Raw genomic sequence first — 25877 nt, 5'->3', positions numbered from 1 at the left:
GAAGAATATCCGCGGTGATGTCGATCCGGGGCATTCCTGTTCGACGTCTGTAGTGAGAGGGTCGAGAGACGGCCCTTCGAACAAGGAGAACATCATGAAGTTCATGCTCATCATGCGCGCGACCGACGAGGCCGTGGCGGCCTACACCGAGATGCCGTTCGAGCAGGTCATCGAGGCCATGGGCAGGTACAACGAGTCGATGCTGAAGGCGGGCGTGCTCGTCGCCGGCGAAGGCCTGACGGATGCGGCCGAGGGCTTCGTCGTCGACTTCAGCGCCGACAAGCCCCTCATCACGGACGGCCCCTACGGGGAGACGAAGGAGCTCTTCAACGGCTTCTGGATCCTCGAGGTGTCCTCCCGTGAGGAGGCCGCGGAGTGGGCGAGCCGCGCACCCCTCGGACCCGGTTCCTTCCTCGAGGTGCGCCGCGTGACCGGTGTCGAGGACTTCCCCGCCGACAACGAGTGGATCCAGAAGGAAGCAGGATGGCGCGAGCAGCAGGCTCAGCGCTCCGAGCAGGGATGACCGCCGACGAACCCGCCCCGACGGCGCGCTCCGCACCCGCGAGAGAGGTGACGGAGCGCGCCGTCGCGGCGGTGTGGCGCATCGAGGCCGCCCGGATCGTCGGCGCCCTCACCCGGATGGTCGGCGATTTCGGTCTGGCCGAGGACCTGGCTCAGGAAGCGCTGGAGGACGCGCTGCGGCAGTGGCCCGCGGATGGCGTGCCGCGCAATCCCGGCGCCTGGCTGACCGCGGTCGCCAAGCGCAAGGCCATCGACCGCTGGCGCCGGCAGGAGCGTCTCGACGAGAGGGTGGCGCTGCTCGCCCAGGAGCTGGAGCGGGAACAGGTAACGGACGGTGATCTGCTTTGGGATCCCGATGCCGTCGACGACGACGTGCTCCGGCTGATCTTCATCGCCTGCCACCCGGTGCTCTCGAGGGAGGCGCAGGTCGCCCTCACGCTGCGCGTCGTCGGGGGTCTGTCGAGCGAGGAGATCGCCCGCGCTTTCCTCGTGCCGACGGCGACGGTGCAGCAGCGGATCGTCCGCGCGAAGAAGACGCTCGCCGCCGCGAACGCTCCCTTCGATGTCCCGCCGCCCGAGGAGCGCGCCGAACGGATCGGAGCGATCCTCGCCGTGCTGTACCTGATCTTCAACGAGGCGCACGCGGCGAGTGGCGGACCGGAGTGGATGCGTCCCGATCTCGGGGCCGAGGCCATCCGTCTCGCTCGGGTGCTGGCCGCGCTGATGCCGCGCGAGGCGGAGGTGCTCGGTCTGCTCGCGCTGATGGAACTCACGGCTGCGCGATTCCCGGCGCGCACGGATGGCAACGGCGACCCGGTGCTGCTCGCCGATCAGGACCGCCGCCGCTGGGACCGGGGACGGATCGCCCGCGGCAGGGAGGCCCTGGCGATGGCGGACGCCCGGGGACGAGGACGAGGGGCGTACAGTCTGCAGGCGGCGATCGCGGAATGCCATGCGGTGGCGGCGTCCGTCGAGGACACCGACTGGGAACGGATCGTGCTCCTCTACGAGGCGCTGGGCAGGCTCGCCCCTTCGCCGGTCGTCGAGCTCAATCGTGCGGCGGCGGTCGCGATGGCGACGGGGCCGGCCTCTGCGCTGCTCATCGTCGATCGGCTGTCCGACTCGGGCGCGCTCCGCGGGTATCACCTGCTGCCGGCCACGCGCGGCGAACTGCTGCGACGGCTGGGGCGCGAGGCGGAGGCGAGGAGCGAGTTCGCGGTCGCCGCCGGCCTCGCCGGGAACGACAGGGAGCGGGTGCTGCTGGAGCGGAAAGCCCACGGCGCACAGAAATGACCCGCCCCCTTCGGAAGCGCGAAGCTGCCGAAAGGGGCGGGCGTGGAGAAGGGGAACGACCTCAGTCGTTGACCTTCTGGCCGCGACCGGCGATGAGGCCGTAAATCAGCAGCACGATGATCGAACCGGCGATCGCGAGGAGCCAGGTGCCGAGGTCCCAGAACTCGGTCAGCGGTCGGTTGAGGATCAGGCTGCCGAGCCAGCCTCCGAGCAGGGCGCCGACGACGCCCAGCAGCAGGGTGATGAACCATCCGCCGCCCTGCTTTCCGGGCAGGATCAGCTTCGCGATGGCCCCGGCGATGAGGCCGAGAAGAAGAAAGCCGAGAAAACTCATGTTCAGCTCCTTTATGTTCAGGAGCCCCGGGGTGCCAGGGCTTCGTGAGAACAAGAATGCCGCGTGAGCGCGCCGCATGCCAACCCCTTGCGCGGCGATCCCCGGATATGGCAAAGAGGCCCGCCTCCCGGGGGAGACGAGCCTCTTGCGGCCGATCGGACGCCGTGCGGTCAGTTGTTGCCGCGGGCGATCGCGATGATGCGCAGGATCTCGACGTACAGCCAGACGACCGTGACCATGATGCCGAAGGCGCCGAGCCAGCCGTACTGGCGGGGAGCGCCGTTGCGGACACCCTGCTGGATCTGGTCGAAGTCGAGCACCAGCGAGTACGCCGCCATGATGACGACGAGGACGCCGATGATCAGGCCGAGCGGGATGCCGAAGATCGGCTGGCTGAACAGGCCGAAGGCGTTGGTGTTCACGCCGGTCCACATGAGGACCAGGTTCAGCAGCGAGAAGACCAGGTAGCCCATCATCGCGATCATGAAGACCTTCGTGGCCTTCTTCGAGGCGCGGATCTTGCCGCTCGCGAAGAGCGCGAGAGTCACGCCGACGACCGACACGGTGGCGAGAGTCGCCTGGAAGACGATGCCGGGCCAGCGCACCTCGAAGTAGGCCGAGATGCCGCCGATGAAGAGGCCCTCCAGGGCCGCGTAGGCGAAGATCAGCGCCGGACGCACCTTCTTGCGCGAGGTGAAGGTGATGACCATGGCGAGCACGAAGCCGCCGAGCGCACCGATCACCCAGGGCAGGACGTTGACGGCCGCGGGGTTGTACGGGTTGTAGCGTGGGACGTCGAGTCCGCCGAGGGTCCAGACCCAGCCGATCGCTGCCGTGACGAGGAGGATGCCGAACAGGCCGGCCGTCTTCCACACCGTGTCCTCGACGGACATGCGGTCGGTCTCGATGGCGCCGGCGGGCGGAGCCGCGTACATGCCTTCGAGCTGTGCGTTCGTCGCGGCGTCGACGGAAGCGTGCTGGAACGACGCGCTCTGCGCACCCTGAGCAGCCTGCGGTCCGCCCGGATACGTCGCGACGTTGCGCGGGTCCTGCTGCTGGAAAGCAGGGTTGTTGAAAGCGAAGTTGCTCATTGGTGGGCCTCACTCCAAAAGGGGGGTCGTGGGTCGCTTTCCTCCACGATACTCGGGCGGCGACACTCCCGGGGTGTTCTACGCTGAGAGCGTGCCCAGGAAATCACCCCTCGTCATCGGGCATCGCGGTGCCCCCGGCTACCGGCCGGAGCACAGCAGGTCCTCGTACGAGCTGGCGCTCGCGATGGGGGTGGACGCGGTCGAGCCCGACGTCATCGCCACGAAGGACGGCGTCCTCGTCGTGCGGCACGAGAACGAGATCTCGGGAACGACGGATGTCGCCGCGCATCCGGAGTTCGCCGACCGGAAGACGACCAAGCGCGTGGACGGCCATGCCCTCACCGGCTGGTTCACGGAGGACTTCACCTGGGCGGAGCTGTCGACGCTGCGCGGACGGGAGCGCCTGCCCGACGTCCGGGCCTCGAGCGCGAGCTTTGACGGCGGGCAGGGCATCCTGCGGCTGCGTGACGTGCTGGACCTCGTGCGCGAGGGATCGGTGGAGCACGGGCGCGAGATCGGCGTCGTCCTGGAGGTCAAGCACGCCACCTACTTCGCAAGCATCGGCCTCGCCCTCGCGCCCCTGATCGCCGAGGAGCTGCGGGCGGCGGGCTGGGCGGACGGCGAGCTTCCCCTCGTGATCGAGAGCTTCGAGTCGACGGTGCTCGGCGAACTGCGGGCGCTCGGGATCGCGGCCTCCTACGTCTACCTGATCGAGGCGAAGGGGCGACCGTACGACCTCCTGGTCGCCGAGGGGAAAAGGGCCCTGACCTATCAGGAGACCGTCACCCCGCAGGGGCTGGACGCGCTCGTGGGACGCGTGGACGGGATCAGCGTCGACAAGAAGATGCTGCTCGACCGGGGCAACACCATCGTCGCCGATGCCCACGCACGGGGCCTCCAGGTCTTCACGTGGACGTGCCGTCCGGAGAACGCGTTCCTCGCGGCGGAGTTCCGGCGCCCGGGTGGCCGCGAGGCGTTCGGCGACTACGAGGCGGAGTGGGGCGTGATCGCGGGCCAGAGCGTCGACGGGGTGTTCGTCGACCACCCGGATCTGGGCGTGGCGTTCTTCCGCGGCTGAATCACGGCCCGGGGATCAGGCGGGCGGCATCCATCGGCCCGTGCAGGCGGGGAGTCAGAGCGTTCGGTCGAACGCACCCCGCCGCGTGGAGACGATTTCCTTCCCGAGCGGCATGAGCGAGACCGGAACCATCTTGAAGTCGGCGATGCCCATGGGGATGCCGATGATCGTGACGCACAGCAGGATCCCCGAGACGATGTGCCCGATCGCGAGCCACCATCCGGCCAGGATCACCCAGAGGACGTTCCCGAGGAACGAGCCGACACCGGCGGTCGGCTTGCTGACGACCTCGCGTCCGAAAGGCCAGATCGCGTACGCGGCGATCCGGAAGGAGGCGATCGCCCAGGGGATGGTGACGATCGGGATGCACAGCAGGATGCCCGCGAGCACGTACCCGAGGAACAGGGCCCACCCGGCGAGGATGACCCAGATGATGTTGAGGATCGTGCGCATGAGGAGATTGTGTCACCCTCTCCGCCTCGGGGCGTTCGGAGCGACGAGGGTGCGAGGTGGCGTGCGGGAGAACGACACGGGGCGTTCACCTCGCGTGCACCGGGACGTCGCGCGCAGGACATGCCGGCTCGGTGGTCTGGATGCGTACCCGACTCAGCCCCCTCCGGTCGGTCTCGTCCTGCGGGACCCGCCGGCTCATCCATCCAGGAGTCCTCCATGCCCCGCCTGCACTCCGCAGCGGCGGTCGCGGCCGTGTGCGCCCTGAGCGCCGCCGCCCTGCTCGCCACTCCCGTCGCCGCGATCGGCGCCGACCCCGGCATCCGTCCCGCCGAGGCGTCCGCTGCCGCTCCCGGTCTCGTGCTGAACGAGATCGTGTACGACGACGCCGCGACCGGCCTCGCCGATCAGATCGAGCTGTACAACGCCGGCACCGAGACGGTCGACCTCACCGGGTGGACGGTTGCGGACGAGAAGCGCGACAGCTTCGGCAAGGCTCCGGAGGGCACGTCGCTCGCGCCCGGGGAGTTCCTGGTCCTCGTGAAGGACGTCGACTTCCCGTTCGGGCTCGGCAAGGGCGACGAGGTCGTGCTCATCGACCCGAGCAGCACCGAGGTCGACTCCTACGCCTACGAGAACACCGCGCCGCTGTCCGTGTGGGCGCGCTGCCCCGACGGCACCGGAGCCTGGGCGCACGCCACGACCGCGACTCCCGGCGCCCCGAACGACTGCTCGGTCGCTCCCGTCGCGGGCTCCATCCTGATCAACGAGGTCGATTCGCAGCCGGCCGACTGGGTCGAGTTCCACAACCCCGGCACCGAGGCGCTCGACATCTCGGGGTACGAGATCCGCGACAACTCCGACGATCACCGGTGGCGGTTCCGACCGGGCACGCAGATCGGCGCGGGCGAGTTCCTCGTCGTCGAGGAGAGCACGATCGGACTGGTCGACGGCGTGGAGACGGCCTTCCGCGACCCGATCGGCATCGGCAGCGCCGACCGCATCCGGCTCTTCGACGCCACGGGCACCGCGCTCGACGACACTCTGCCGTGGCAGGGGCACGCCGCGATCGACGGTGACTTCGCCGCCGCCACGCTCGCCCGCTGCCCCGACGGGATCGGCGCGTTCGTGCTGGCGTACGCCACACCCGGCGCGGCCAACTCCTGCGTCCTGCCCGACGTCGTGATCAACGAGATCGAGTCGAACGGCGACGCCACGGACTGGGTCGAGGTGACGAACACCGGCAGCACGGCCGTCGACCTGTCCGGGTGGACCGTGATGGACAGCGACCCCACCGGCCACGCCGCCGAGACCACGCCGCTGCCGGCGGGCACGATTCTGCAGCCGGGCGGATACTTCGTGTTCGACCAGCCGAGGGACTTCGTGTTCGGGCTCGGCAACGGCGACACCGTGACGATCCGCGACGCGAACGGCAACACCGTCGACGAGCACGTGTACACCGCGCACGCCGCTGGTGTCCTCGCCCGGTGCGCCGACGGCACGGGCGCGTTCGTCGACATCGCGGTCTCGACGAAGGGGCAGCGCAACGCCTGCGGCAACCCCGTCCGGATCAACGAGGTCGAGTCCGACGGAGGTTCGCCGGACGACTGGGTGGAACTGGTCAACCCGACCGACGCGACGCTCGACGTCTCGGGCGTCGTCGTGAAGGACGACGATGACGCGCATGCATACGCGATCCCGGCAGGAACCAGCATCGGTGCGGGCGGATACCTCGTGATCGAGCGCGCGCAGTTGGGATTCGGTCTCGGAGCGGGTGACGCGGTGCGGCTCTTCGACGGCGATCTGCTCATCGATGAGACCACCTGGGGCGATGGGCACGCCGCGACCACGTGGGGGCGCTGCCCCGACACGACGGGCGCCTTCGCCGCGACAGCGGAGTCCACGAAGGGGGCCGCCAACGTCTGCGACGGCGAGGTCGAGGTCGGCGTCTGGCCGGGGTCGGCCGACGTCAGGGTGCTCGACAGCGTGCCCACGTTCCTCGAGGACAGCTCGGGCCTGGACGTGCAGGAGACCGCCGACGGGGCGTTCCTCTGGGCGGTCGACAACGGCGAGGGCCGGATCTGGAAGCTCGAGGCACACGCCGACGGCTCGGTCGAGAAGGTCGACGGCTGGGATGCGGGCAAGCGCGTGCGCTTCCAGAAGGATGCCGCCGACCCGGGAGCAGCAGGGCCGGACACGGAGGGCATCACGGTCGACGGCGACGGCTTCGTGTATGTCGCCTCGGAGCGCGACAACAGCGCCAAGGGCGTGAACCAGAACGTCGTGCTCAAGGTCGATCCGGAGGCCTCGGCCGGTGACCTGGTCGCCCAGCAGGAGTGGGACCTCACGGCGCAGCTCCCCGCCGTGGGGGCGAACCTCGGCATCGAGGCGGTGCAGTGGGTGCCGGATGCCGCGCTCGCCGGGAAGCTCTTCGACGACACCACTTCCGCCCCGTACGACCCCGCTCGGTACGCGGGGCACGGCGACGGACTGTTCCTCGTCGCGGTCGAGGACAACGGCCACGTCTACGCCTTCGCGCTCGGCGGCGACGGCTCGGCGACCCTGGTGTCCGAGATCGCGCCGGGGCTGGCGGGCGTCATGGCGCTCGACTACGACAGCGTGCGGGGCACGCTGTGGGCCGTGTGCGACGACGGATGCCATGGTCGCTCGGCCGAGGTCACGCTGAACGGCACCGCCCAGCCCGGCATCGCCCACTATGCGCGTCCGGCCGGGATGCCCGACATCAACAACGAGGGCTTCGCCACGGCTCCGGCCTCGCTGTCGGTCGACGGTCAGCGTCCGGTGTGGTGGTTCGCGGACGGCTTCGCCTCGGAGTCGCTGCGTACCGGCACGCTTCCGGGCGCCACCGGCGAGAACCCGGGCGGCGAGAACCCGGGCGGGGAGAACCCCCCGCTGCCCGGGACCGGACTGGTCGACGGCAACCGCCACGGCGTCACGGTCGATCCGGCGGTCGCGGCCCCCGGACAGCGGGTCACCGTGACGGCGGGCGCGGAGGCCTCTGGCGCGGAAGCATCCGTCTGGATGTACTCCGACCCGGTCCGGATCGGTGGCGGAACCCTCTCCGCCGCCGGAGCGATCACCGTGACGATCCCCGCCGACGCCGCGCTCGGAGCGCATCGGATCGCGGTGTACGCGGCCGACGGCGCGCTTCTCGGGTGGGCGGACATCCGCATCGCCGCCGGCAGCGCGACCGGACTCGCCGCGACCGGCGCCGACCTCCCGATCGGGGCGGTCGCTCTCGCGCTCACCCTCCTCGCCGCGGGTACCCTCGCCGTGACCCGGCGCCGCCGGACCGCGGCCTGACCCCTGCTCCCGTCGTACCTTCTGTCGGTCTGAGCCGCGTGAGGCGACAGAAGGTGCGACGGGAGCGAGGAGGGGAGCGGGTGTCGGTGGTGCCGCCTAGACTCGTAAGGTCATGACCGAAGCCCCCCTCATCGTCCCCGGATCCGTCGGCCCCTCGTCCACGGGAGCCTCGGCGCAGGACGACCTCCTCGCCGGACTCAACCCGCAGCAGCTCGAGGCCGTCACCTACCGCGGCCCCGCACTGCTCATCGTCGCGGGAGCAGGGTCGGGCAAGACCAGCGTGCTCACGCGCCGCATCGCCTCGCTCCTGCGCAGCCGGGAGGCGTGGCCGAGCCAGATCCTCGCGATCACCTTCACCAACAAGGCGGCCGGCGAGATGCGCGAGCGCGTCCAGGGGCTGATCGGCGACGCCGCACGCGGCATGTGGATCTCGACGTTCCACTCCGCCTGCGTGCGCATCCTGCGTCGCGAGGCCCAGCAGTTCGGGTTCACGAAGAACTTCACGATCTACGACTCCGGCGATTCCCGCGCGCTGATCAAGCGTCTGGTGAAGGAGCACGAGGCCGACGCCTACGGGCTCACCCCGGCCGCGGTGCAGGGCCGCATCTCCAAGCTCAAGAACGAGCTGTCCGACGCCGAGTCCTACGCGCGTCAGGCGAACATGAGCGATCCGGCGGAGCGCGTCTTCGTCGAGGTCTTCGCCGACTACCAGCGGCAGCTGCAGAAGGCCAACGCGTTCGACTTCGACGACCTCATCGGCCAGACCGTCTACCTCTTCCGCGCGTTCCCCCAGGTGGCCGACACCTATCGCCGCCGCTTCCGGCACATCCTCGTCGACGAGTACCAGGACACCAACCACGCCCAGTACGCCCTGATCCACGAGCTGACGCGGCCGGTGTCGGGTGAGGGATCCGCTCCGGACCCGTATGCCTCGAACGGCATGATGATCTTCGAGCCCGACCCCGCCCCTGCGGCCGATGCGGGAGAGGCGGGGGCATCCCTCACGGTGGTCGGTGACTCCGACCAGTCGATCTACGCCTTCCGCGGGGCCGACATCCGCAACATCAGCGAGTTCGAGCGCGACTTCCCCGGCGCCAAGGTGGTGCTGCTCGAGCAGAACTACCGGTCGACGCAGAACATCCTCTCGGCGGCGAACGCGGTGATCGGCAACAACTTCGACCGCAAGGACAAGAAGCTCTGGAGCGACCGCGGCGACGGCGACAAGATCATCGGCTTCACCGGCTACTCGCAGCACGACGAGGCGCAGTTCGTCGCCGACGAGGTCGAAGCCCTGCACCGCGCCGGCATGCCGTACTCGGAGATGGCCGTGTTCTACCGGACCAACTCGCAGTCGCGCGCGCTCGAGGAGATCTTCATCCGCTCGGCGGTGCCGTACAAGATCATGGGCGGCACGAAGTTCTACGAGCGCGCCGAGATCAAGGACGCCCTGGCGTACCTGGTGGCCGTCGCGAACCCCGCGGACGAGATGTCGGTGCGCCGCATCCTGAACAAGCCGCGGCGCGGCATCGGCGATGTCACCGAGACCGCCATCGCGCGGTTCGCGGATGAGCACGGCATGAGCTTCCGCGATGCGCTGTCGATGCCAGGGCAACTCGGGGTCGGACCGAAGATCCAGGCCGCGATCGCACAGCTCGATGCGGTGCTCACCGAGGCGACCGCCATCATGCTGCCGCCGTCGGGCGAGGTGCCGCCGCCGACCTCGGTGGCCGACGGGCTGAGCCTGCTCCTGGCCAAGAGCGGCTACCTGGACGCGCTGCGCGCGAGCCGGGACCCGCAGGACGAGGCCAGGGTCGAGAACCTCGACGAGTTCGTCGCGGTCACGCGCGACTTCGCCCGCAACAACCCCGAGGGCACGATCACCGACTTCCTCACCGAGGTCGCGCTGGTGTCCGACGCCGACGACCTCGACGACGAGTCCGGTTCGGTCTCGCTCATGACGATGCACACCGCGAAGGGCCTCGAGTACGACGCCGTCTTCGTGACCGGTGTCGAGGAGGACCTGATCCCGCACCGCATCTCGGCGGGGGAGCCCGGTGGCCCGCAGGAGGAACGGCGCCTGTTCTACGTCGGCATCACCAGGGCGCGCAAGCGGCTGCACCTGTCGCTCGCGATGACCCGCGCCCAGTTCGGCGAGGTGACCGTGGCGATGCCCAGCCGCTTCCTGCAGGAGATCCCGGCCGGGCTCATCGACTGGCGGCAATCGCCGGGCGATGTGAACTCGCGGGGCGGCATGCAGTCACGGGCGCTCAATGCGCGCCGCCAGGGCGGCTTCGGCGGATCCGCCTCGAACGACCGGTTCGCCGTCAAGGCGCTTCCCGGGCGCGACAGTCTGAAGCCCCTGTCGACCGCGATGGACAAGTTCCCCAACCGCGTGACGGCGAAGATGCGCGACAACGGAGACCTCGAGCTCGCTGCCGGCGACCGCATCCGTCACGTCGACTTCGGGGAAGGTCGAGTGGATGCCGTGACCGGCGAGGGAGCGAAGCGCATCGCGCACGTGCGATTCGACTCGGCCGGTCAGAAGAAGCTGCTCATCAAGGTCGCGCCGATCGAGAAGATCTAGCACCCTCTGCGGCGAGGTTCGCGTGCGGCGCAATCGCGCAGAAGTCGTCGGAGATGGCGGTTAGGCTGGCTCATATGGCCCTCTTCTCCCGCCGCAAGAAGTCCGGTGACGATGCCGTCGCCCCCACCGCCGCACCCGTCGAGGACGCGTCGGCTCCGTCGGAGGAGGGCGAACAGGCCGAGCAGCCGGCCGACGTTCCCGCCATCGGCATCTCCGTACAGGCCTTCCGCGGTGTCGGCGCCGAAGCAGGACCGGAGGTCGCGCTGCCCGCGGCGGATGCGAAGCCCGCCCCCGCACAGGCCCGCCCTGCCGTGACGAGCCCGCCGTCGTCGCCCGCTGCGGATGCCGCCACCGCCACCGCGCCCGTGCCGGAACGCCGCCTGCCGCTCGCCTCGCCGCTGCCTCCGGAGCAGACCGAGACCGTCGCCGGCATGAAGGACAACGTCCTGCTCCGCGAGGCCCTCACCGAGATCGAAGCGGGTGCGTCGAACGAGCAGCTGCTCGGCGTCATGCGCCAGGCGTTGCAGGGACACCTCTACATCCGCGTGAACGGCGACGCCCGGGCGCAGATCAGCGAGGGCAAGCCGCTGTCGGTCGCCGTCGTCCGCGACGGAGACCGACAGTTCATGCTCGCGTTCAGCTCGGCGCGTGCGGTGCGCGACTCGGTGCAGCTCGAGACCGATCCCACCGCGACCTCTGCCGTGGCCCAGCCGGTCACCTCCGTGCTGCAGCAGGTCGTGTCCGGTGACTTCGCCGGCCTCATCGTCGACAACGCCTCTGCTCCGCACCGCGTCGTCTTCCCGACCGAGCTGCTGCAGAAGACGCTCGAGCAGGCCGATCCGGACATGACGGTGAAGAGCATCCTCGCGGCTCCCCGCGAGCAGGACTCGGCCGTGAAGGTGGGTGAGGCGCTGGCGGCGAAGCGGATGTGGGTCGCCGTCAACGACGGCACCGGCGGCGGCCCCGTCGGCATCGCGGAGGCGCAGACCACGGACGGGCGCCGTTTCCTGCAGCTCTTCTCCCACCCGCTCGAGGTCATCGCCCTCGGTCGCGGCGATCGCCCGCTGCCGTTCGCGCCCGAGCAGCTCGCCAAGGTCCTCACGACCCACGCGGACATGGCCGGGGTGATCGTGGACTCCGCAGGGCCCTCGATCGTGGTCGAGCGGGACGCGCTCACGCCGGTGCTCGTGCTCGCGGTCGACCTCGGCGACGACGGCGCGGCCGGCTGACACCGGGGCGCGGGGTTCCGCCCGCCGCCACCGCACCCTAGGGTCGGATCATGGCCTCCGAACGTGTGACACTGACCGTCGCCGACTCCGACGGAGAGCGCGAGGTCGCGCTCTCCAGTCCCAATCGTGTGGTGTGGCCGGATCTCGGCATAACGAAGGCGGAGCTGGCGGAGTACGTCCAGCTGGTGTCCGTGCCGTTCCTCGCGGCGAACGGGAATCGCCCGGTGTCCCTGGAGCGCTTCCGTGACGGGATCGGCCCTTCCGGCGGCCCCCGGGCGGAGGGCTTCTTCTCGAAGAACCCGCCCAAGGGCACGCCGGATTACGTCGACGCGGTCACCGTGACCTACAACAGCGGGCGTCAGCATCCGCAGATCGTGCTCAACCGCACGAGTGCGATCGTCTGGGCCGTGCAGATGAACACGATCGTCTTCCACCCGTGGGCGTCGCTCGCGACGGATTCCGACAACCCCGTGGAGCTGCGCATCGACCTCGATCCGCAGCCCGGCACCGATTTCGCGGATGCCGTCACCGCAGCGCACACCCTGCGCGAGGTGCTGCGGGAAGCGGGCCTGGAGGCGTTCGCGAAGACCAGCGGGAACCGCGGTCTGCACATCTTCGCCCCCATCGAGCCGACGCATGAGTTCCTCGATGTGCGGCACGCCGTCATCGCCGCCGGGCGTGAGCTGGAGCGGCGGATGCCCGACCGGGTCACGACGAACTGGTGGAAGGAGGAGCGCGGCGAGCGGATCTTCGTCGACTTCAACCAGGCCAACCGTGACCGCACCATGGCGGGCGCCTACAGCCCGCGCGCGCTGCCGGGCGCGACCGTCGCGACTCCGGTGCGCTGGGAGGAGCTCGACGGGCTCGACCCCCGCGAGTTCACGGTGCGCAGCGTGCCGAAGCGTCTGGACGACCTGGGTGACCCGTGGGCGGACATGCAGGCTTCGGCCGGACGCATCGACACCCTGTTGCAGTGGTGGGAGCGCGACGCGGAGAACGGCCTGGGGGAGCTGCCCTTCCCGCCGGAGTTCCCGAAGATGCCGGGCGAGCCGCCGCGCGTGCAGCCGAGCAAGAAGGTCGCAGCGAACTGGGGCGAGGACGGCAGCCCAGCCGAGAAGGACTGATCGCGACGGCTCAGGCCAGGACGTCGGCGAGGTCGTAGCCGGCGACGGTGTCGAGCTGGTCGTACGTGCAGGAGCGGGCGTCGCGGTCGGGCCGCCAGCGCTCGAACTGCACGGTGTGACGGAATCGCGCCCCTTCGAGCTGGTCGTAGCGCACCTCCAGCACGCGCTCCGGCCGCAGCCGCACGAACGAGACGTCCTTGGAGCCGCTGAAGCGGGACCGTTCGCCCTCCGCCGTCACGGCGGCACCGTCGTCGTCGCGCTCCACCAGCGGTGCCAGCTCGTCGACCAGCTCCCGCCGTCGCGCGTCGCTCCACGCGGCGACGCCGCCGACCTGCCGCAGGACGCCGTCGTCCCCGTAGAGGCCGACCAGCAGTGACCCCACGCCTGCTCCCGACTTGTGGATGCGGTAGCCCAGCGCGACGACGTCCGCGGTCCTGGCGTGCTTGATCTTGAAGAGGGTGCGCTTGCCCGGCGCGTACGGCTGGGCGAGGGGCTTGGCGACGACCCCGTCGAGTCCTGCGCCCTCGAACTCGGCGAGCCAGCGGACCGCCGCCTCGCGGTCTGCGGTGGTGCGGGTGATGTGCAGCGGATGCTCCACCGCAGCCATGACGGTCTCCAGCCGCTCCCGTCGCGTTTCGAAGGACTGGTCGATCAGGTCGTCCTCCCCGTAGGCGAGGAGGTCGAAGGCGATGAACATGGCCGGCGTCTCCGCGGCCAGCTTCGCCACCCGTGATGCCGCCGGGTGGATGCGCTGGCTCAGCGCCTCCCAATCCAGTCGCTGCGCCCCCTGCGGGCCGGTCGCGACGACGATCTCCCCATCGAGCAGGCAGGGGCCGGGCAGCACCTCGGGAATCGCCTCGACCAGCTCCGGGAAGTAGCGCGTGAGAGGCTTCGCCCCGCGGGAGCCGATCTCGACCGTCTCGCCGTCCCACGCGATGAGGCCGCGGAACCCGTCCCACTTCGGCTCGAACAGCAGTCCGCCGGGCGTCTTGTCCGGGTCGGGGACGGCGGCGACCGCCTTGGCGAGCATCGGGGAGGGGATGTCGTAGCGCATAGTCCCATCCTGGACGCGACGCACGTCGCGGCGGAAGGGGTTGCGCTCAGGCGAACAGGTCGTCGAGCGTGGCCGGTTCGCCCGCGTCGGCGAGCGCCGTGCGCGCCGCGTGCCAGCCGGCCATGCCGTGGACCGCCGGGCCGGGCGGGGTCGCGGCGGAGGCCAGGTAGACGCCGCGCATCGGAGTGCGCCAGGGGGCGACGGACAGGGTGGGCCGCCGCAGCGCCTGTCGCATGTCGAACACCCCGCCGGAGATGTCGCCGCCGATCTCCGCGGGATTGATCGCCTCGCGGGAGGAGGCGGGGACGGCGTGGTGGGCCAGGATGAGGTCGCGGAATCCGGGCGCGAAGCGCTCGACCTGCGCCGTGATGAGCTCTGTCGGATCGAGGTCGGAGCCGTTGGGCACGTGGATGTACGCCCACAGCACGGACTTGCCCTCAGGTGCGCGCGACGGGTCGAGCACGGTCGGCTGCACGGCGAGCACGTAGGGACGCTCGCTCACGCGGCCGGAGGCCACGGCGTTCTCGCTCGCCCAGATCTCGGCGCGGGTGCCGCCGAGGTGCACGGTCGCGGCCTGCCGCACATCCGCATCCGTCCACGGGATCGGCCCGTCGAGGGCGAAGTCGACCTTGGCGGCTGCCGCGCCGTAGCGGTACGAGGCGAGGGCGCGCCCGTAGCCGGACGGGATGTCCGGGTGCGTGAGAGCGAGGCGCGGAGAGGTGTTCAACAGGAGCAGGTCGCCGCGTCCGGGGTCGCCCCAGTCCAGCGCGGCCAGGTCGGTGACGGGCGTGCCGGGTTCGACGGATCCGCCGTGCGCTTCGAGATCGGCCACCAGCGCGTCGGCGATCCGCTGTGCGCCCCCGCGGGGGAGCGGCCACCCTCCGGCGTGCCCGTGGGCGGCAAGCAGGAGACCTGCGGCCGCTCCCGCGAGCGAGGGCTGCGGGGAGTTGGCGTGCGCGACGACGCCCGAGATCAGGGCCGCAGCCTTCGCGGTCCGGAAGCTGCGGGCGGCGAGCGGGGTTCCCTGATCCAACATCCGCAGTGCGTAGCGGACGGCGGTCACGGGTTCCCGGGGGATGCGGAACAGCTGATTGCCGGTGAAGTCGGTGACGCCGTCGATGTGCCGGCTGAGGGGACGGAGCAGCGCGAGCCACGCCCGCTGGTCGACACCCAGCCCCGCGGCGGTGCGCTCGACGTCACGCCACGCGATCGCCGCGCCGCCGGCGTCGAGCGGATGCGCGTACGAGATCTCCGGAGTGATCCACTCGATGCGCTCGGCGAGCCCGAAGGCGCGGAAGAACGGCGAGGACAGGGCGGCCGGATGCACGGTGGAGCACACATCGTGCCGGAATCCGGAGAGGGTGGACTCCGCGGTCCGTACTCCTCCGCCGATCGTGTCCGCGGCCTCGAGCACGCGCACGTCATAGCCCGCGCGTGCGAGCGAGACCCCGGCGGCGAGGCCGTTGGGGCCGGAGCCGATGATCGTCGCGCGAACCATGAGGCCAGTCTGTCACGCACGCCGCGGAAGCGGTCGAAGAGGTCTTCCGGACGTGCGATCCTGGAAGGGATGAAAGAAGTACAGGGGCCGACCCCCGCAGGCACCTCCCGTCCATACCGTTCTCTTCCGGAAGCGCTCCGCGCGCACCGCATCGACCCGGCGAACCACGCGTTCATCACGGCGATCGCGGACGCGATCGGGATCAGCTCGTTCATCGACCGCGGTCGCTACATCGAGGCGATCCGCCGCGGCGAGGGGGCTTCGCTGCACATCGGTCGCACCTACACGAACGGCTTCACCGAGGACGAGAGGCTCGTCGTGGGATCCGCGCCCCTGCGGTTGCAGCCGAGTGAGGGCAGGGCGCCGTACTTCTATGTCACCCACCCCAGCGAGTTCATCCCGCTCACCCCGCCGCGCGCCGCGAAGCGCTCGACCACCCCGCGCGTCGCGGCGCCTCGGGCCGAGAAGGCTCCCCAGCCCGTCGCGGACCGCGACTACGGGGTGTGCGACGTGTGCTTCATGGTGAAGACGCCCTCCGGGGGCTGCGGCTGCGACTGATGGTCGAGCGCGCACAGCCTTCCCCGCGGGTCCGCCCCGCGACCGTCTGACCGGGGCGGGCCGGCGCTCCGTCGTCAGGCGAAAGCGCTCATGCCCGTGATGTCGCGCCCGAGCAGCAGGGCCTGCACCGACTCGGTGCCCTCGTAGGTGTGGATGGCCTCGATGTCGGCCATGTGCTGCATCACGCCGTTCTCGAGCAGGATGCCGTTGCCGCCGAGCAGATCGCGCGCTGTCGATGCCACGCGGCGCGCGGCGCGGGTGTTGTGGAACTTCGCGAGCGACGCCTGGGTGGGACGCAGGGCGCCCGCCGTCTCGAGGTCGGCCATCCGTCGGCAGTACAGCTGCATGGCGGTGAGGTCCTCGAGCATGTGCGTCAGGCGCTCCTGCACCATCTGGAACTTCGCCAGCGGCTTGCCGAACTGCACGCGCTCCTTGGCGTAGGCGAGGGCTGCTTCGTAGCAGGCGGTCGCATGTCCGAGCGCCGACCACGCCACACCCGACCGTGTCGCGTACAGCACGGTGGACGCGTCCTTGAAGCTCTTCGCCCCGGGCAGCACCGCGTCGAGAGGCACGCGCACGTCGTCGAGGGTGATGTGCGCCTGGTGGATCGCGCGCAGCGAGGCTTTGCCGCGGATCACGGAGCCGGTGTATCCCGGGGTGTCCTGCTCGACGAGGAAGCACCGCACCGCACCGTGCTCCTCGGCGTGCTCGTCGTCGACGCGCGCCCAGACGAAGGTGATTCCGCCGGACGCTCCGTTGCCGATCCACTTCTTCGCGCCCCGGATCACCCAGCTGTCGCCGTCGCGGCGGGCGACCGTCTCGAGCGAGACCGAGTCCGAGCCGTGGTCCGGTTCGGTCAGCGCGAACGAGCCGAGGACCGATCCGTCGGCGAGGGCCGTGAGCCACTTCTCCTGCTGAGCGGGCGAGCCGAACAGCGCAAGGGTGCGCAGGGCGAGTCCGCCCTGGACAGCGAGGATCGTCCCGAGCGAGCCGTCGCCGCGAGAGATCTCCATGTTCACCAGTCCGGCGGCGAGCGGGGACAGGCTCGTGAGCGACGGATGCTGGACCCCGTCGACGACCAGATCCATCTCGCCCATGCGCCGTGCTGCTTCCAGCGGGTACTCGGCGCGGTCCCAGGCCTCGGCCATACGGGGGGCCACCTCGTCGACATACGACTTCGCGCGGTCCCAGGCTGCGCGGTCGGCGGAGGGGATGTCGGAGAAGACCGCGTAGTAGTCGCTGTCCTGACGTCCGGTGACGTCGTAGGACGAGACGCGCTCGCCGGGGAACGGGGAAGCTTCGGTGCTCATGGGGGCTCCTTCGTGGACCTCAGTATCGTACCCCGCGATACTCGGTGCCACGAGTGCCGACGACGCGCCCTGCGGTCAGTCGAGCTGGGAGCGCAGGCGGCGTGTGACCTCGGCGAGCGGCATCGAGCGGGGGAACACCGCGACGACCACATCATCCGGTGCGTCGGGGGCGGCATCCTCGGCCACTCCGTAGCGGCGACGCACATCCGCCAGCGCGGTCTGCAGCGTGGCCAGCGGCACCTTCTTCCGGCCGCGCAGGAGCTGACGCAGCACGTGATTGTGCACCGCCGTCACGAGCGCGGCGAAGCCCACCGCGTCCAGCGGGTCGACCCCCGGGAGCGCGCCGCGCAGGTAGTCGTCGAAGAGGCGCTCGTAGCGGAAGACCGTGATGATCTCGCGTTCGCGCAGCACGGGCACCTGGCGGACGATCTGGTAGCGGCGACGGGCGAGCTCCGGATCGTGGGCGAAGTGCGCGAACACCGACTCGGACGCCGCGCACACGGCGCCCCACGGGTCGTCGTGGCCCTCGGCCAGGAACTCCCGCAGCTGCTCCAGGAGCACCTCGTGGTCGGCGAAGACCACGTCCTCCTTGCCGCCGAACTGCCGGAAGAAGGTCGACCGGGAGACGCCGGCCGCCTTCGCGATCTGCTCCACCGAGGTCTGGTCGAACCCCTGGGTGCTGAAGAGCTCGAGCGCCGCGGCGACGACGCCGGTGCGCAGTTCTGCGGATTCGTGCATGGCGAAAGCCTAGACCTCGCCGTCCGGGCCGAACGTGCGCGACCGTCATAATGAGGGCGTGCGTGCGAACGGGATTGCGGCCGGATGGTTCGAGACGAGACGCCGGGGGACGCTGCGCTGGTGGGACGGCACGCAGTGGACGGACCGCATCGCCGTGCGCGGACGCGAGACCACCCTCTCGGATGATCGCGCCGCCGTCCGTCGGCAGCTGCTGCTCTGCGAGATCGTGCTCGCCGCCGTGCTCGTCGGGGCGATCCTGATCGCGTTCTGGGGAGCGATGCCGGTCGTCGTCGTCCGCCCGGTGATCGTCGCCGCGGGCACAGCGCTGGTGATCGTCCCGTTCCTGATCGCCCAGCAGTTGCGCCTCGTGACTCTTCCCGCGCGCCGCCGCGGGGTGCCGGAATCGCGGCCGGGAGCGTCCAGGCCGAGGTAGTAGGCTGGGGGACTGGTCGATGTCTCGACATCGAGAGAATTACCAGACAGCAGCCCAGTGAAGGAACCACAGTGGATCTGTACGAGTACCAGGCACGAGACGTTTTCGAAAAGTACGGAGTGCCGGTCCTCGCCGGCATCGTCGCGGACACCCCGGAAGAGGTGAGGGCGGCTGCCGAGAAGATCGGTGGAGTGGTCGTCGTCAAGGCCCAGGTGAAGACCGGCGGCCGTGGCAAGGCGGGCGGCGTCAAGGTCGCCAAGACCCCCGATGAGGCATACGAGGCGGCCAAGGCCATCCTCGGTCTCGACATCAAGGGCCACGTCGTCAAGCGCGTCATGGTCGCGCAGGGTGCGCGCATCGCCGAGGAGTTCTACTTCTCCGTGCTGCTCGACCGCGCCAACCGCTCCTACCTGAGCCTGTGCTCGGTCGAGGGTGGCATGGAGATCGAGGAGCTCGCCGTCGAGCGTCCCGAGGCGCTCGCGCGCGTCGAGGTCAACCCGCTCACGGGTATCGACAAGGAGAAGGCCGTCGAGATCGCTCGCGCCGCCAACTTCCCCGAGGACCTGATCGAGAAGGTCTCCGACGTCTTCGTCAAGCTCTACGACGTCTACAAGGGTGAGGACGCGACGCTCGTCGAGGTCAACCCGCTCGTCCGCACCGAAGAGGGCGACATCATCGCCCTCGACGGGAAGGTCACGCTCGACGACAACGCCTCCGAGATCCGTCACCCGGAGCACGAGGCGCTCGAGGACAAGGACGCCGCCGACCCGCTCGAGGCCAAGGCCAAGGCGTCCGGCCTCAACTACGTCAAGCTCGACGGCGAGGTCGGCATCATCGGCAACGGGGCGGGACTCGTCATGTCCACGCTCGACGTCGTCGCCTACGCCGGTGAGAACCACAACGGCGTCAAGCCCGCCAACTTCCTCGACATCGGCGGCGGCGCCTCGGCCGAGGTCATGGCCGCCGGCCTCGACGTCATCCTCGGCGACCCGCAGGTCAAGAGCGTGTTCGTCAACGTGTTCGGCGGCATCACGGCGTGCGACGCCGTCGCCAACGGCATCAAGGGCGCTCTCGAGACGCTCGGCGCTGCTGCCTCCAAGCCGCTCGTCGTCCGCCTCGACGGCAACCGCGTCGACGAGGGTCGCGCGATCCTCGCCGAGTACGCGCACCCGCTTGTCACCCTGGCCGCAACCATGGACGAGGGCGCCGACAAGGCCGCCGAGCTCGCCAACGCCTGATCGCCTGAGACACAAGGAACCAGAGCTATGTCTATCTACCTCAACAAGGACTCCAAGGTCATCGTCCAGGGCATCACCGGCGGTGAGGGCACCAAGCACACCGCGCTGATGCTCAAGGCCGGCACCCAGGTCGTCGGCGGCGTCAACGCCCGCAAGGCCGGCACCACGGTCTCGCACACGGACAAGGACGGCAACGCCGTCGAGCTCCCCGTCTTCGGCTCGGTCGCCGAGGCCATGAAGGAGACCGGCGCCGACGTGTCGATCGCCTTCGTCCCCGGCGCGTTCACGAAGGACGCGATGATCGAGGCCATCGACGCCGAGATCCCGCTGCTCGTCGTCATCACCGAGGGCGTCCCCGTGGGCGACTCGGCCGAGGCCTGGGCCTACGCGCAGAGCAAGGGCAACAAGACCCGCATCATCGGGCCGAACTGCCCCGGCATCATCACGCCCGGTGAGGCGCTCGTCGGCATCACGCCCGCGAACATCACCGGCAAGGGACCGATCGGCCTCGTGTCGAAGTCCGGCACCCTGACCTACCAGATGATGTTCGAGCTGCGCGACCTCGGCTTCTCGACCGCCATCGGCATCGGCGGCGACCCGGTCATCGGCACCACGCACATCGACGCGCTCGCCGCGTTCGAGGCCGACCCCGAGACCAAGGCCATCGTCATGATCGGTGAGATCGGCGGCGACGCCGAGGAGCGCGCGGCCGAGTACATCAAGGCGAACGTCACCAAGCCGGTCGTCGGCTACGTCGCGGGCTTCACGGCTCCCGAGGGCAAGACCATGGGTCACGCCGGTGCGATCGTCTCCGGCTCGGCCGGTACCGCTCAGGCGAAGAAGGAGGCCCTCGAGGCCGCCGGTGTCAAGGTCGGCAAGACGCCGTCCGAGACCGCTGACCTGATGCGCGCGATCATCGAGGCGCTCTGATCTGAGCTACGCTTGACCTGAAGGCCCCGGGCTCCACCCCGGGGCCTTCTTTCATGCCGGGGGTCGCTCCGTCCGGGCGCCCAGGATCGCGGCGCGGAGGACGTCGAGCCGTCCGGTGTTCCAGCCGAGTTCGCTCAGCACAGGCACGTACACCGGTGACGACCGCGCCTCGTCCTCGGAGACGCTTCGAGGCTCGCGCGGATCAGCTCTCGGTACTGCGCGAGGCGCCGATCGAGGTCTTCCCTCAGGTCGAACGGGGCGCGATGGTCGTCTGCCACGTGCACGCAGCTCCTCCCGGTCGTCGAGCTTCCACCCTTGCGCCGGCGGTCGCCCCGCAAGCGTCGCTCAGCTTCGGCTGACAGCGGTGTCCAGAAGCGCGTCGAGCGCCCCGTGGGCCTGTCGGCGTGCCTCCGCGTCGTCCGGGCGGACGGCGAGCCAGAGGGCGAGTTCGTTCATCGCGCCGGACAGGGCCGCGGTCAGGGCGTCGAGGAGCGCGGGCGGGGCTCCGGCTTCACGCAGTCCACTCCGCAGCTCGCGCTCCGGCCCCTCCGCGTCGAGGCGGCGCCACTCCTCCCAGCCGAGCACGGAAGGTCCGTCGATGAGGAGTACGCGCGCGGCTGTCCTGCCCGTGATGCCGTCGAGGTAGGCATGGCTCCCCTCGCGGAGTGCGGCCTGCGGGGTGCTGTCCCTCGTCGCGGCCACGATCGCCTCGGCGACGCTCTCCTGTTGGCGCGTGGCGACCGCGGCGAACAGTCCCGGCTTCGATGCGTAGTGGTGGTACACGGCCCCGCGGGTCACTCCGGCGGCGCGTGCGAGGTCATCGACGGAGCAGGACGCGTAGCCGTGTTCGGCGAAGTGCGCGGTGGCGGTCTCGAGGATGCGTCGAGCCGTCTCGGCGGCGTCGGCAGCGGATGCTCGCGGCATGGGACTTCCTTTACGTGCGGATTGTATGTATTCTAGCCACCGATATTACAAACACACTGTATGTAAAGGAGGGTTCATGGAGATCACGAGCTTCTACCCGGTGCTGATGGTCGACGACGTCGCCGCTGCCGCGCAGTTCTATCGTGAGGAACTGGGATTCGAGACGACCTTCGAGGCGGACTGGTACGTGAGCCTGCGCGTCGAAGGGGGAGAGCTCGCGCTCCTCGACCGGGGTCACGAGACGATCCCCGGCGGCTTCCGTGAGCCCGTCCGAGGACTGCTGCTCAACGTCGAGGTCGTCGACGCGACGGCAGCGCACCGTCGGCTCGTGGGTGAGCGCGGGTTGACCGAGCGCCTCGCTCTTCGGGATGAGACGTTCGGGCAGCGTCACTTCATCGTCGAAGCACCCGGTGGCGTGCTGATCGACGTGATCGAGCCCATCGAGCCGTCAGCGGACTTCGCCGAGGCCTACGTGGGCTGAGGGAAAAGCAGAGGGGCGGATGCCGCAGCACCCGCCCCTCTGTCGTCGTCCGGTCCGGATCAGATCCCGACGCCGAACAGGGCCTCGATCGGGCCTCTCGCGAAGAAGATCAGGAACCCGGCGCCGACGACCCACAGCAGCGGGCTGATGGTCTTGGCCTTGCCCGAGAACGCGTGGATCAGCACCCAGCTCACGAATCCCGCACCGATGCCGTTCGCGATCGAGTAGGTCAGCGGCATGACGGAGACGGTGAGGAACACCGGCAGCAGCACCCGGAAGTCCGCGAAGTCGATGTAGCGGATCTGCGCCATCATCATGGCTCCCACGATGATCAGCGCGGCGGCGGCGATCTCGGTCGGCACGATCGAGGTGAGCGGCGTGAGGAACATCGCGATCAGGAACACGATGCCCGTCACGACGTTCGCCAGTCCCGTGCGTGCCCCTTCTCCGATGCCCGCTCCGGACTCGATGAAGACCGTGCTCGAGGAGGACGAGGTCGCGCCACCCGCGATCGCACCCACGCCCTCGACCACCAGCGCCGACTTGATGCGCGGGAAGTCGCCGTTGTCATCGGCCAGGTTCGCCTCCTTGGCGAGTCCGGTCATGGTGCCCATCGCGTCGAAGAAGTTCGTGAAGAGCAGGGTGAAGACGATCATCACCAGGGCGACGAGGCTGACCTTGCCGAGGTCGAACGTGAAGTCGACGGCGCCGATCAGGCTGAGGTCGGGCACGCTGACAGGCGATCCGGTGAGCGCGGGGACGGTCAGTCCCCATCCGCCGGGGTTGACCACGTTGCCCTCGTCGTCGAAGCCGCGGGCGCCGATGTGCCAGATCGCCTCGACGATGACGGCGAGCACGGTGCCGCCGATCAGTCCGATCAGCATGCCGCCCTTGATCCGGAGGGCGACCAGGATGCCCGTCAGCAGGAGCGTGATCACGAAGAGCAGGGTCGGCACGGTGGCCACGGACCCGTTGACGCCCAGCCCGACCGGCGGGGAGGACGACCCCGTGGCGGTGACGAAGCCGGAGTTGACGAAGCCGATGAAGGCGATGAACAGACCGATGCCGACCGTGATCGCGATCTTCAGCTGGAACGGCACCGCGTCGAAGATCGCCTTCCGCAGGCCGGTCGCGGCGAGCAGCACGATCACGACGCCGTTGATCATCACGAGCGCCATCGCCTCGGGCCAGGTCACCTGGCCGACGACGGAGAACGCGACGAAGGCGTTGATGCCGAGACCGGCCGCGAAGCCGAACGGCAGCCGCGTGACCAGACCGAACAGGATCGTCATCACGCCGGCGGTCAGCGCGGTGGCCGCTCCGACCGCGTTGAACTCCAGCACGTCGCCGGCGACGTCGGGCTTGCCGGAGAGGATGATCGGGTTGAGGATCACGATGTAGGCCATCGTGACGAACGTCACCAGACCCCCTCGGATCTCGGTGCCGATCGTGGATCCGCGCTTGCTGATCTCGAAGAAGCGGTCCAGGGAGTTCTTGGGCTCGGTGGGTGCCGGGGCGGGCGGGGCAGTTGTCATCGGGAAACCTCCGGAGAAACGCTATCGTGTCGCCGACCCCACGCGCGCCCCCGGGGCTTGCAGAGGAACTCGTCGTAGTCTCGAAGCGCTATGCAACGCCTCCTCGTCGCGCTCCTCGCCGCCTTCGACGCCGCCATCGCCGCGGCGGTCGGTCTCGTCGTGCTCCTGGCGCCGTTGACGCTGCTGTGGACACTGGCGTTCGGCATCACGGCGGACTGGGGCGCGCTCTGGCCGCTCACCGGAACGCTGTGGCAGTTCGGTCACGGTGTTCCGCTCGCCGTGACGATCCCGGCTGAGCTTCTGGTGGCGCTCGCGATCCCGCCGGAGGCCGCGACGTTCGCGGTGTCGGTCACCCCGCTCGCGTTCCTGCTCTTCACGCTCCTCTTCGCCGCGCGATCGGGCCGCCGGGCGGCGTCCTCCGGGGCGTGGCTGCTCGGGTCGCTCTCCGGTGCCGTGGTGTTCTCCCTCATCTCCGCCGGTGTCGCTCTGACCGCACGGCTGGATGCAGCGCAGACGCCGCTGCCTCTCGCGATCGTGCTCCCCGCCGCCGTCTATCTCGTGGGGGCGCTGTGCGGAGCGGTGCGGATCGCCTGGGAGGACGGCGACGGCGGTCTCCTCGATCGGCTGCACGATCGGGTCGACGCCCGTGCGGACTGGGCACCGGTTCCGGCAGCGGTCGTCCGCGGTGCGGCGTTCGCCCTGGTGGGCGTCGTCGGGGCGTCCGCCCTGGCCCTCGCGCTCACGACGCTCTTCCGCGGTGGCGAGGTCGTCGCGCTGTTCCAGTCCGCGCGCGTGGATGCGCTCGGCGCGACCGTGCTGACTCTCGCGCAGCTGCTCTACCTGCCGACGATCGTCGTGTGGACCGCCTCCTGGCTCGCCGGCCCGGGGTTCGCCGTCGGCGTCGGCACCGCGGTGTCGCCGGCCGGGACGCAGCTGGGCGTCGTCCCCGGGATCCCCGTGTTCGGACTGCTGCCCGAGAACAGCTCGATCTGGATGCTGATCGTGGTCATCGTCCCCGTGGCCGCCGGTGCCTTCGCCGGCTGGGCGGTGCGGTCGCGCCTCGTGTGGGAGGGCACCCCGCTCGGCATGGTGCAGCGCGCCGTGATCGCCGGAGGCATCGCCGCCGTGACGGCAGGGATCGCCGCGCTCGCAGCCGTGTTCGCCCACGGCTCGATCGGACCTGGTCGGCTGTCGGACGTGGGTCCTTCCGTCGGCCCGTTCGCTCTCGCGCTCGGGGTGGAGGTCCTGATCGGAGCAGCGATCCTGCTGCTCTCCCCGCGCAACCGTGACGAGCTGGCCGAGGAGCGCACCGACCGCTGGCTGGCGGAGATGACCGAGCTCGAGCCGTTGCCGGAGACGCCCGCGCCCGCTTCCGACGTGCCGGTCCGCGAGGTCACGGCCTTCGATGACACGGCACCGCTCGACGATCTCCGCGGGTTCACCGCCCCGCCCGTCGACCCGGCCGACCGTCGCGACTGAACCGGCACCGTGGGCGCGACCGGCGGAGGGAGCATCGCGCGTCCCCCGCTAGACTGGGCGCGTGCTCACGGTCGCCGTTCTCATCTCGGGCACCGGCTCGAATCTTCGCGCCCTCCTCGAGGCCGCTCGTCATCCCGATTTCCCTGCCAGGGTGATCGTGGTCGGCGCCGACCGCGAAGCCGAAGGGCTCGCCCACGCCGAGGAGTTCGGCATCCCCAGCTTCACCGTGCCGTGGCATGAGCATGAGAGCCGCGAGGCCTGGGGCGAGGAGCTGGGCCGCCAGCTGGACGTCTGGAGACCCGACCTGGTCGTGCTCAGCGGTCTCATGCGCCTCCTGCCCGCGTCGCTGGTCGCCCGGTACTCGCCGCGCCTGATCAACACGCACCCCGCCTACCTGCCGGAGTTCCCCGGCGCGCACGGCGTGCGCGACGCGCTCGCCGCGGGCGTGACGCAGACGGGCGCGAGCGTGATCGTGGTGGACGACGGCGTCGACACCGGACCGATCCTCGCTCAGGAGCGCGTGCAGATCCGCGCCGACGACACCGAGCACTCCCTGCACGAGCGCATCAAGCCCGTCGAACGTCGACTCCTCATCGACGTGGTCCGAGGCATCGCCACCGGCGACGTCTCCCTGGACCCCGCACCCTGACCTTCCGCAACCGAACTCCAT

General features: G+C 70.0%; 23 protein-coding genes. 14 read left to right on the top strand and 9 right to left on the bottom strand.

The annotated features are described in order from the left end of the window. Positions 1 to 94 precede the first annotated feature (94 nt). On the top strand, positions 95 to 523 hold the full coding sequence (locus F6A08_RS14130) for a YciI family protein (protein ID WP_017203629.1): 429 nt from the start codon (positions 95 to 97) through the stop codon (positions 521 to 523). Continuing rightward, positions 520 to 1815, top strand: coding sequence for an RNA polymerase sigma factor (locus F6A08_RS14125; RefSeq protein WP_151460130.1), 1296 nt, complete (start codon positions 520 to 522; stop codon positions 1813 to 1815). The genes F6A08_RS14130 and F6A08_RS14125 overlap by 4 nt, the downstream gene beginning before the upstream one ends. A 61-nt stretch (positions 1816 to 1876) precedes the next feature. Here F6A08_RS14125 and F6A08_RS14120 read toward each other — a convergent pair whose 3' ends face one another. Both F6A08_RS14120 and F6A08_RS14115 read right to left on the bottom strand, forming a co-directional pair. After that, positions 1877 to 2149, bottom strand: coding sequence for a GlsB/YeaQ/YmgE family stress response membrane protein (locus F6A08_RS14120; protein WP_017203627.1), 273 nt, complete (start codon positions 2147 to 2149; stop codon positions 1877 to 1879). A 170-nt stretch (positions 2150 to 2319) separates the two neighbouring features. Continuing rightward, positions 2320 to 3240, bottom strand: a complete 921-nt coding sequence (locus F6A08_RS14115; RefSeq protein WP_017203626.1) for a Bax inhibitor-1/YccA family protein — start codon at positions 3238 to 3240, stop codon at positions 2320 to 2322. Positions 3241 to 3331: 91 nt separating this feature from the next. Between F6A08_RS14115 and F6A08_RS14110 the strand changes: the two genes are divergently transcribed. Beyond that, the gene (locus F6A08_RS14110) at positions 3332 to 4318 is read left to right on the top strand and encodes a glycerophosphodiester phosphodiesterase family protein (RefSeq protein WP_151459797.1); all 987 of its coding nucleotides are present in this window, start codon (positions 3332 to 3334) and stop codon (positions 4316 to 4318) included. Positions 4319 to 4372: 54 nt separating this feature from the next. Here the strand turns inward: F6A08_RS14110 and F6A08_RS14105 are convergent, their stop codons facing one another. Beyond that, positions 4373 to 4771, bottom strand: coding sequence for a YccF domain-containing protein (locus tag F6A08_RS14105; protein WP_124894993.1), 399 nt, complete (start codon positions 4769 to 4771; stop codon positions 4373 to 4375). Between the two features lie 216 nt (positions 4772 to 4987). Between F6A08_RS14105 and F6A08_RS14100 the strand changes: the two genes are divergently transcribed. The 4 genes from F6A08_RS14100 (at position 4988) to ligD (ending at position 13029) form a co-directional block, all read left to right on the top strand. Continuing rightward, a complete protein-coding gene (locus F6A08_RS14100) occupies positions 4988 to 8092 on the top strand; it encodes a lamin tail domain-containing protein (protein ID WP_151459796.1) in 3105 nt (1034 codons plus the stop codon). Between the two features lie 112 nt (positions 8093 to 8204). Further along, entirely contained in the window at positions 8205 to 10676 is a 2472-nt protein-coding gene (locus F6A08_RS14095; RefSeq protein ID WP_151459795.1) for an ATP-dependent helicase, read from the top strand. A 74-nt stretch (positions 10677 to 10750) separates the two neighbouring features. After that, a complete protein-coding gene (locus tag F6A08_RS14090) occupies positions 10751 to 11905 on the top strand; it encodes an SseB family protein (RefSeq protein WP_164479535.1) in 1155 nt (384 codons plus the stop codon). A 50-nt stretch (positions 11906 to 11955) separates the two neighbouring features. Then, the gene (ligD, locus tag F6A08_RS14085; protein ID WP_151459794.1) at positions 11956 to 13029 is read left to right on the top strand and encodes a non-homologous end-joining DNA ligase; all 1074 of its coding nucleotides are present in this window, start codon (positions 11956 to 11958) and stop codon (positions 13027 to 13029) included. A 10-nt stretch (positions 13030 to 13039) separates the two neighbouring features. Here the strand turns inward: ligD and F6A08_RS14080 are convergent, their stop codons facing one another. Both F6A08_RS14080 and F6A08_RS14075 read right to left on the bottom strand, forming a co-directional pair. Further along, positions 13040 to 14083 (bottom strand): ATP-dependent DNA ligase, encoded by a 1044-nt coding sequence (locus F6A08_RS14080; protein WP_026049954.1) that lies wholly within the window; start codon positions 14081 to 14083, stop codon positions 13040 to 13042. A gap of 46 nt (positions 14084 to 14129) precedes the next feature. After that, positions 14130 to 15581 (bottom strand): phytoene desaturase family protein, encoded by a 1452-nt coding sequence (locus F6A08_RS14075; protein ID WP_151459793.1) that lies wholly within the window; start codon positions 15579 to 15581, stop codon positions 14130 to 14132. 69 nt (positions 15582 to 15650) lie between these two features. Here F6A08_RS14075 and F6A08_RS14070 point away from each other — a divergent pair, with 69 nt between their 5' ends. After that, positions 15651 to 16139, top strand: coding sequence for an SLC41A family transporter (locus tag F6A08_RS14070; RefSeq protein WP_151459792.1), 489 nt, complete (start codon positions 15651 to 15653; stop codon positions 16137 to 16139). Positions 16140 to 16213: 74 nt separating this feature from the next. Here the strand turns inward: F6A08_RS14070 and F6A08_RS14065 are convergent, their stop codons facing one another. Further along, a complete protein-coding gene (locus tag F6A08_RS14065) occupies positions 16214 to 17449 on the bottom strand; it encodes an acyl-CoA dehydrogenase family protein (RefSeq protein ID WP_017204061.1) in 1236 nt (411 codons plus the stop codon). 75 nt (positions 17450 to 17524) lie between these two features. Continuing rightward, entirely contained in the window at positions 17525 to 18187 is a 663-nt protein-coding gene (locus F6A08_RS14060) for a TetR/AcrR family transcriptional regulator (RefSeq protein ID WP_017204062.1), read from the bottom strand. 58 nt (positions 18188 to 18245) lie between these two features. Here F6A08_RS14060 and F6A08_RS14055 point away from each other — a divergent pair, with 58 nt between their 5' ends. From F6A08_RS14055 to sucD, 3 genes are all read left to right on the top strand, one after another. Beyond that, entirely contained in the window at positions 18246 to 18620 is a 375-nt protein-coding gene (locus tag F6A08_RS14055) for a DUF2510 domain-containing protein (protein ID WP_151459791.1), read from the top strand. Between the two features lie 71 nt (positions 18621 to 18691). Continuing rightward, entirely contained in the window at positions 18692 to 19858 is a 1167-nt protein-coding gene (gene sucC, locus F6A08_RS14050) for an ADP-forming succinate--CoA ligase subunit beta (RefSeq protein ID WP_017204064.1), read from the top strand. A 27-nt stretch (positions 19859 to 19885) separates the two neighbouring features. Beyond that, positions 19886 to 20788, top strand: a complete 903-nt coding sequence (gene sucD, locus F6A08_RS14045; RefSeq protein ID WP_151459790.1) for a succinate--CoA ligase subunit alpha — start codon at positions 19886 to 19888, stop codon at positions 20786 to 20788. 345 nt (positions 20789 to 21133) lie between these two features. On the opposite strand, the gene F6A08_RS14040 is transcribed toward sucD, so the two are convergent. Beyond that, positions 21134 to 21712, bottom strand: a complete 579-nt coding sequence (locus tag F6A08_RS14040; protein WP_151459789.1) for a TetR/AcrR family transcriptional regulator — start codon at positions 21710 to 21712, stop codon at positions 21134 to 21136. 76 nt (positions 21713 to 21788) lie between these two features. Between F6A08_RS14040 and F6A08_RS14035 the strand changes: the two genes are divergently transcribed. Beyond that, a complete protein-coding gene (locus tag F6A08_RS14035) occupies positions 21789 to 22193 on the top strand; it encodes a VOC family protein (RefSeq protein WP_017204069.1) in 405 nt (134 codons plus the stop codon). A gap of 59 nt (positions 22194 to 22252) precedes the next feature. On the opposite strand, the gene F6A08_RS14030 is transcribed toward F6A08_RS14035, so the two are convergent. Further along, positions 22253 to 23728: an NCS2 family permease gene (locus tag F6A08_RS14030; protein WP_017204070.1), complete on the bottom strand. Its 1476-nt coding sequence runs from the start codon at positions 23726 to 23728 to the stop codon at positions 22253 to 22255. A gap of 90 nt (positions 23729 to 23818) precedes the next feature. Between F6A08_RS14030 and F6A08_RS14025 the strand changes: the two genes are divergently transcribed. Next, a complete protein-coding gene (locus F6A08_RS14025) occupies positions 23819 to 25207 on the top strand; it encodes a cell division protein PerM (RefSeq protein WP_017204071.1) in 1389 nt (462 codons plus the stop codon). A 61-nt stretch (positions 25208 to 25268) separates the two neighbouring features. Continuing rightward, positions 25269 to 25856, top strand: a complete 588-nt coding sequence (purN, locus tag F6A08_RS14020; protein ID WP_151459788.1) for a phosphoribosylglycinamide formyltransferase — start codon at positions 25269 to 25271, stop codon at positions 25854 to 25856. Positions 25857 to 25877 lie beyond the last annotated feature (21 nt).

The sequence above is a fragment of the Microbacterium algeriense genome, assembly GCF_008868005.1.
Lineage (GTDB): Bacteria > Actinomycetota > Actinomycetes > Actinomycetales > Microbacteriaceae > Microbacterium > Microbacterium algeriense.
This window is presented reverse-complemented; position numbering and strand designations above follow the sequence as displayed.